This is a genomic window from Pseudomonas imperatae, assembly GCF_057128625.1.
Window position 1 is genome coordinate 121,078 of record NZ_JBSKHP010000020.1, and the last position, 6,997, is coordinate 128,074.

7 protein-coding genes are annotated in these 6,997 nt (G+C 66.5%); 5 read left to right on the plus strand and 2 right to left on the minus strand.

Annotated elements, in window-relative coordinates; genetic code table 11:
- Nucleotides 1-19: 19 nt before the first annotated feature.
- Nucleotides 20-421: a DUF4398 domain-containing protein gene (locus ACWKWX_RS23180; RefSeq protein ID WP_416422814.1), complete on the minus strand. Its 402-nt coding sequence runs from the start codon at nucleotides 419-421 to the stop codon at nucleotides 20-22.
- A 257-nt stretch (nucleotides 422-678) separates the two neighbouring features.
- Nucleotides 679-1,023, minus strand: coding sequence for a pilin assembly protein (locus ACWKWX_RS23185; RefSeq protein WP_473005582.1), 345 nt, complete (start codon nucleotides 1,021-1,023; stop codon nucleotides 679-681).
- Between the two features lie 198 nt (nucleotides 1,024-1,221).
- Here ACWKWX_RS23185 and ppc point away from each other — a divergent pair, with 198 nt between their 5' ends.
- The 5 genes from ppc to ACWKWX_RS23210 all read left to right on the plus strand — a co-directional run bounded on the left by ppc (nucleotide 1,222) and on the right by ACWKWX_RS23210 (nucleotide 6,889).
- Nucleotides 1,222-3,870, plus strand: a complete 2,649-nt coding sequence (ppc, locus tag ACWKWX_RS23190; protein WP_416422816.1) for a phosphoenolpyruvate carboxylase — start codon at nucleotides 1,222-1,224, stop codon at nucleotides 3,868-3,870.
- Between the two features lie 292 nt (nucleotides 3,871-4,162).
- Nucleotides 4,163-4,810, plus strand: coding sequence for an adenylate kinase (adk, locus tag ACWKWX_RS23195; RefSeq protein WP_416422817.1), 648 nt, complete (start codon nucleotides 4,163-4,165; stop codon nucleotides 4,808-4,810).
- Between the two features lie 81 nt (nucleotides 4,811-4,891).
- The gene (tsaB, locus tag ACWKWX_RS23200; protein ID WP_483829025.1) at nucleotides 4,892-5,566 is read left to right on the plus strand and encodes a tRNA (adenosine(37)-N6)-threonylcarbamoyltransferase complex dimerization subunit type 1 TsaB; all 675 of its coding nucleotides are present in this window, start codon (nucleotides 4,892-4,894) and stop codon (nucleotides 5,564-5,566) included.
- Between the two features lie 163 nt (nucleotides 5,567-5,729).
- Entirely contained in the window at nucleotides 5,730-6,023 is a 294-nt protein-coding gene (locus tag ACWKWX_RS23205; RefSeq protein ID WP_416422819.1) for a hypothetical protein, read from the plus strand.
- Entirely contained in the window at nucleotides 6,020-6,889 is an 870-nt protein-coding gene (locus ACWKWX_RS23210; protein ID WP_483829027.1) for a DUF72 domain-containing protein, read from the plus strand. Before ACWKWX_RS23205 ends, ACWKWX_RS23210 begins: the two co-directional genes overlap by 4 nt.
- Nucleotides 6,890-6,997: the final 108 nt, after the last annotated feature.

The following is a 6,997-nucleotide window of genomic DNA, read 5'->3' on the forward strand; positions in this document are numbered from 1 at the left end:
ACGACGGCTGGGCCACGGCTCACGGCTGCTGCGTATTGCGCATGCCTTCTTCACGCACGTCCTGGACCCCTGCACGGGCATCCTGCACGGCCTTCTGCGCCTTGGCGGCCTGGGCCTTGCGTTCGGCCACGCGGGCGTCCCACTCGGCCTGTTCGGCGAGCATCCGCGCTTCGGTGTAGTGCTTGTCATGCATGGCCATCTCGGCCTGCTTGAACTTGTCCTGGGCGGACTTCATTTCCACTGCGGCGTACTCGGTGCCGCCGGCGCTGACCGCGCTGTTCACCGCCGATTGGGTGACCGCGTACTGCTCGGTAGGGGGCTTGCCTGCGCAACCGGCGAGGATGAAGCTGGTGCCGATGGCCAGGGCCGCCAGTTTCAGCCCACGCAGGTGATTGAGAGGTTTGGCTGTGCTGGTATTCATGGTGTCAACTCCATTGGAAAACTCCTGAAAAACTTCACCCATGACAGATCTTCCTTGCGGGCCCCAACTGCTAGGCCTGAGCCACATGATCGAAGGGTCTTCTGTGATGGCTTATTGGTTCGGACCGAACCGATTTTTAATTGGTTCACTCGAATTTGGTGAAGACAGGAAATTCCTGACGGACAAGACAGGTTGTTGTAGCAGCGGCCGCCAGGCCGCGTCAGGCGCGACGCGGCACACGGGCCTGGGAGGAAAAATCAGTGCTGCGGTTCGTCGGCCTTGGCCGACAGGTCATGCAGATAGCGCCGCGACAGCGCCAGAAAACGCGGGGTAGGGCCGACATCTTCGTACAACGGGTCGCCTTCCTCGTCGGTAGCGATCACCTTCTGCCCCTTGATATACGGGAAGCTGGTTTCCAGCTCTTCCAGGGCTGCGCCAATCAACTCGCCCAGCAGTTCCTCGGGGTGGTGCTTGGGGTACATCTCGGTGATGGCCGCCAGGCGCGCCGCCGATTCCATGTCCAGCTGAATGTTGTAGCGGGTGGGGCTCAGGCGGCCCTTGGCGTTCTGTTCCCAGTGTTGTGCAAGCTCGCGGATTTTCATGTCGACCTCTTTCATCAGTCCATAGGTTGAGCGTAGCCCCGATCGGCCTTTTGAACATGGCCGGTCAATGCCCTTGTCAGAACCGAGCCCGCTGTGCACTCTTGGGGATAGAGCGGTTTTTCCTGTGCTTGTTCACTCGCATGGCCACAAACCCCCGCGATGGACGGCACGCCAAGAACAATCAAGGAGACTGTGCCAATGACCGAGATCGATGCGCGCCTGCGCGAAGATGTTCACCTGTTGGGCGAGTTGCTCGGCAACACCATTCGCGAGCAATACGGCGAGGCGTTCCTGGACACCATCGAGCGCATCCGCGCCGACGCCAAGGCCGACCGCCGTAGTGGCCCCGACAGCGGCAAGACCGCCACCGAACAACTGAGCTCGCGCCTCAACGACCTCGACGAGCAGGAACTGCTGCCCGTGGCACGGGCCTTCAACCAGTTCCTCAACCTGGCCAACATCGCCGAGCAGTACCAGCTGATCCGCCGCCGCGACGACGACCAGCCGCCGCCGTTCGAGAACGTGGTGCTGCCGCAACTGCTCGAACGCCTCAAGCAGGCCGGCCACAGTGGCGAATCCCTGGCCCGCCAGGTGGGGCGCCTGGACATCGAACTGGTGCTGACCGCGCACCCCACCGAGGTGGCGCGCCGCACGCTGATCCAGAAATACGACGCCATTGCCGCGCAACTGGCCGCCCAGGACCACCGCGACCTCACCGCTGCCGAGCGCGAGGGCATCCGCCAGCGCCTGCAGCGGCTGATCGCCGAGGCCTGGCACACCGAGGAAATCCGCCGCACCCGGCCCACACCGGTGGACGAGGCCAAGTGGGGCTTCGCGGTCATCGAGCACTCGCTGTGGCACGCCATTCCGCACCACCTGCGCAAGGTCGACCAGGCGCTGCACGCCGCCACCGGCCTGCACCTGCCGCTGGAGGCCGCGCCTGTGCGCTTCGCCTCGTGGATGGGCGGCGACCGCGACGGCAACCCCAACGTCACCGCGCCGGTCACCCGCGAAGTGTTGCTGCTGGCGCGCTGGATGGCCGCCGACCTGTTCCTGCGCGACGTCGACCACCTGGCCGGCGAGCTGTCCATGCAGCAGGCCAGCGCCGCCCTGCGCGAAGCCGTGGGCGACACCGCCGAGCCCTACCGCACCCTGCTCAAGCAACTGCGCGAGCGCCTGCGCGCCACCCGCAATTGGGCCCACGCCTCGCTGGCCCAGCCGCAGCCGGCCAGCGCCGAGGTGCTGAGCAACAACCGCGAACTGCTGGAACCGCTGCAGTTGTGCTTCCAGTCCCTGCACGAATGCGGCATGGGCGTGATCGCCGACGGCCCGTTGCTGGATTGCCTGCGCCGCGCGGTTACCTTCGGCCTGTTCCTGGTGCGCCTGGACGTGCGTCAGGACTCGGCCCGGCACACCGCGGCCATGAGTGAGATCACCGACTACCTGGGCCTGGGCCGCTACGCCGACTGGGACGAAGAGGCGCGCATCACCTTCCTGCTGCACGAGCTGGGCAACCGCCGGCCGCTGCTGCCGGCGCATTTCAAGCCGGCGGCGGAAACCGCCGAAGTCCTGGCCACCTGCCGGGAAATCGCGGCGGCCCCGGCGGCCTCCCTGGGCTCCTACGTGATCTCCATGGCCGGCGCCGCCTCCGACGTGCTGGCCGTGCAACTGCTGCTCAAGGAAGCCGGGGTACTGCGGCCCATGCGCGTGGTGCCGCTGTTCGAGACCCTGGCCGACCTGGACAACGCCGGCCCGGTGATCGAGCGCCTGCTGCACCTGCCCGGCTACCGCACGCGCCTGCACGGCCCGCAGGAGGTGATGATCGGCTACTCCGACTCGGCCAAGGACGCCGGCACCACCGCCGCCGCCTGGGCCCAGTACCGCGCGCAGGAAAACCTGGTGCGCATCTGCCACGCGCAGAACGTCGAGCTGGTGCTGTTCCACGGCCGCGGCGGCACCGTGGGCCGTGGCGGCGGCCCGGCCCACGCGGCCATCCTGTCGCAGCCCCCGGGGTCGGTGAACGGCCGCTTCCGCACCACCGAACAGGGCGAGATGATCCGCTTCAAGTTCGGCCTGCCGGACATCGCCGAGCAGAACCTCAACCTCTACCTGGCCGCCGTGCTGGAGGCCACGCTGCTGCCGCCACCGCCACCGGAGCCGGCCTGGCGCGCGCTGATGGACGAACTGGCCGCCGACGGCGTCAAGGCCTACCGCGACGTGGTGCGCGAGAACCCGCAGTTCGTCGAGTACTTCCGCCAGTCCACCCCCGAACAGGAGCTGGGCCGCCTGCCCCTGGGCAGTCGCCCGGCCAAGCGCCGGCAGGGCGGCATCGAGAGCCTGCGGGCCATCCCGTGGATCTTCGGCTGGACCCAGACGCGGCTGATGCTGCCGGCCTGGCTGGGCTGGGAAGCGGCCCTGAACAAGGCCCTGGAGCGCGGCGAAGGGCCGCTGCTGGCGACCATGCGCGAGCAGTGGCCGTTCTTCCGCACGCGCATCGACATGCTGGAAATGGTGCTGGCCAAGGCCGACGCCGACATCGCCCGTTTCTATGACGAACGCCTGGTGCAGGATTCCCTGAAACCCCTGGGGGTGAGCCTGCGCGACCTATTGTCGCAGGCGTGCAAGGTGGTGCTCGGCCTCACCGGCCAAACCCAGTTGCTGGCCCACAGCCCCGAGACGCTGAAATTCATCAGCCTGCGCAACACCTACCTCGACCCGCTGCACCTGCTGCAGGCCGAGCTGCTGGCCCGTTCGCGCAGCCAGGAGGCGGCGCAGGACAGCCCTCTGGAACAGGCGTTGCTGGTCACCGTGGCGGGTATTGCCGCCGGTCTGCGCAACACCGGCTGAGGCTGGCGCAGGTGCCCTGGCGCGTCCACTATCTGTGAGGGGAGCGCGCCAGGCGGCGGCCCCGGCTGGCAACCGGTCACGGTTGCACCGGGCGCCACCTTCCGGGGGCGTGCGCATGGGACGCAGGTTGTTCCTGCTTTGGACGGCTTGTGTGGCTTTGAGCCGCTGTGTATCTTGGTCAGCCTTTTGGCCGTTTTTGTGGCCACCAACCGATTTTGGGATTGGCTTCAGGCAGTTAGCTGCGCTGGGGCGGGTCTGACGATTTCCATATAAAAAGTTGAGGAGCATATCGATGCGCGTGATTCTGCTGGGAGCTCCCGGGGCCGGCAAAGGTACTCAGGCAAAGTTCATCACCGAAAAGTTCGGTATTCCGCAAATCTCCACCGGCGACATGCTGCGTGCCGCCGTTAAAGCCGGCACCGAGCTGGGCATCAAGGCCAAGAGCGTGATGGACGCCGGCGGCCTGGTCTCCGACGACCTGATCATCGCCCTGGTCAAAGAGCGTATTGCCCAGGCCGACTGCGCCAACGGCTTCCTCTTCGACGGCTTCCCGCGCACCATTCCCCAGGCCGAAGCCCTGGTGAGCGCAGGCGTTGAGCTGGACCACGTGGTTGAGATCGCGGTCAAGGACGAAGAAATCGTCCAGCGTATCGCCGGCCGCCGTGTCCACGAAGGCTCGGGCCGCGTCTACCACATCGTCTACAATCCGCCGAAAGTGGCTGGCAAGGACGACGAGACCGGTGAAGAGCTGGTCCAGCGCAAGGACGACACCGAAGAAACCGTGCGTCATCGCCTGTCCGTGTACCACGCGCAGACCGAGCCGCTGGTGGCCTTCTACCAGAAGCTGTCCGCTGCCCAAGGCAAGCCGGTCTACAGCCACATCGAAGGCGTGGGTTCGGTAGACTCCATCACCGCCAAGGTGCTGGCTGCCCTGAGCTGATCGAATCATTCGATCACCGACGGCCCGCTTGCGGGCCGTTGACGTTTATAATGCTGCACTTTTTTCTGATGGATTCGCGCAATGACCACCTTGCTGGCCCTGGATACCGCTACCGAAGCCTGCTCTGTCGCCCTGCTGCATGATGGCAAGGTGCTGAGCCACTACGAGGTCATCCCGCGCCTGCACGCGCAAAAGCTGCTGCCCATGATCCAGGCGCTGCTGGGCGAGGCGGGCATTGGCCTGTCGGCCGTGGACGCCATCGCCTTTGGCCGTGGCCCGGGCGCCTTCACCGGCGTGCGCATCGCCATTGGCGTGGTCCAGGGCCTGGCCTTCGGCCTCGACCGCCCGGTGCTGCCGGTGTCCAACCTGGCCCTGCTGGCCCAGCGCGCGCTGCGTGAACAGGGCGCCCGGCAGGTAGCCGCGGCCATCGACGCGCGCATGGACGAGGTGTACTGGGGTTGCTACCAGGCCGACGGCGGCGTAATGAAGCTGGTGGGCGCCGAGGCGGTGCTGGCCCCCGAGTTGGTGACGCTGCCGGCCGGCGCCCAGGGCGACTGGTACGGCGCCGGCACGGGCTGGGGCTACGGCGAGCGCCTGGCCGTGAAAGCTTCGGCCTGCGACGCCACTTTGCTGCCGCACGCGCTGGACCTGCTGACCCTGGCGCAAGGTGGCTGGGCCCGTGGCGAGGCCGTTGCCGCCGATCTGGCGCAGCCGGTGTACCTGCGTGACAAAGTGGCCACGCCAAAAGCTCGTTGACCGACGAATGGCGCCGCTAACTGTTGGTTTTACCGGCAGTTCATCGGGTATCTGCGGCATAGATGAAACCTTTTGCGCGAACTGTGCTCTAGTTATCACTAGGGCATTTGCTTACCCGCATCAGTGCCGCTAAATTGCCATCATTGGTCCAGAGTAAGCAGTCATGCGCGTAGACGGTTTTTCGTCGAGTTCCTACCCAGTCAAACGCAAGCCCCGCAAGGCGCTGGCGCAGGCCGACGACGCCGAAGACCTGGAAGGCGACTTCGAGGTGCAGCCGTCTGCCCAGCGCAGCGCCCCACGTGGCGGTGCAGTCAGCAACCTGCCGGCGCGCCCGCAGGACATGATCTTCCACCGCTCCATGAGCCGCCGGGTGGCCACCGCCCTGAGCAGCTACCTCACCACCGCCACCTTCGTGGAGTGGGACGCGGACGTGCTGGGGCTGGACGTTCATATCTGACTGTGTCCCTGCTGCCGTACTACCTCGGTTGTCCTTCCTGGAGCGAGCTGGCCTGGCGCGACCACCTGTACCCGGCGGATGCCAAGCCTACTGAATTCCTGCAGCTGTACGGCCAGGTCTTCAACGCTGTGGAAGGCAATACCACCTTCTATGCCCAGCCTGCCCCTGCCACCGTAGCGAAGTGGGCCGCCAGCATGCCCGAACACCTGCGCTTCACCGCCAAGTTCCCGCGGGAAATCAGCCACGGCGGCGACCTGCGCGACCTGCTGCCCGCCGCTGAATCCTTCGTGCAACTGCTCAAGCCCCTGGGCGGCCGCGTGGCGCCATTCTGGCTGCAACTGCCGGCCACCTTCGGCCCGCAGCGCCTGGCCGAACTGGTGGCGTTCATCGACGAGTTGCAGCAGCCGGTGGCCGTGGAAGTGCGCCACCCGGCGTTCTTTGCCCGGGGTGACGAGGAGCGGGTGCTCAACCGCCTGCTGATGGGGCGCCAGGTGGAGCGTATTTGCCTGGACCCGCGCGCACTGTTCAGCTGCACCGACCAGAGCGCCGCCGTGCTCGACGCCCAGGCGAAGAAACCCAAGGTGCCGCCGCGGCCCACGGCGTTCAGCCAGTGCCCACAGGTGCGTTTCATCGGCCACCCGGACCTGCCGGCGAATGACAGCTTCCTGGTGCCCTGGGTGGGCAAGGTCGCCGAATGGATCGAAGAAGGGCGCACGCCCTACATCTTCCTGCACACCTCCGACAACCACCGCGCGCCCCTGCTGGCGCGGCGCTTCCATGCCCAGCTGATGCAGCGCCTGCCTGGCCTGCCGGCCCTGCCGGAACACCCGCGCGAGCCGGTGGCGGAGCAATTGGGCCTGCTGTAACGCAACACGCGGTGTGGCCGGACGCAGCCTTCGGCAGCTGCTACATCCTGTGGGAGCTGGCTTGCCAGCGAGCTGTTGGGGCCATAAAAGCTCGCTGGCAAGCCAGCT

Bases quoted from the DNA above. Each gene is read 5' to 3' on its own strand.
- ACWKWX_RS23180 (WP_416422814.1), bottom strand. From the start codon at position 421: ATGAATACCAGCACAGCCAAACCTCTCAATCACCTGCGTGGGCTGAAA.
- ACWKWX_RS23185 (WP_473005582.1), bottom strand. From the start codon at position 1,023: ATGAAAATCCGCGAGCTTGCACAACACTGGGAACAGAACGCCAAGGGC.
- ppc (WP_416422816.1), top strand. From the start codon at position 1,222: ATGACCGAGATCGATGCGCGCCTGCGCGAAGATGTTCACCTGTTGGGC.
- adk (WP_416422817.1), top strand. From the start codon at position 4,163: ATGCGCGTGATTCTGCTGGGAGCTCCCGGGGCCGGCAAAGGTACTCAG.
- tsaB (WP_483829025.1), top strand. From the start codon at position 4,892: ATGACCACCTTGCTGGCCCTGGATACCGCTACCGAAGCCTGCTCTGTC.
- ACWKWX_RS23205 (WP_416422819.1), top strand. From the start codon at position 5,730: ATGCGCGTAGACGGTTTTTCGTCGAGTTCCTACCCAGTCAAACGCAAG.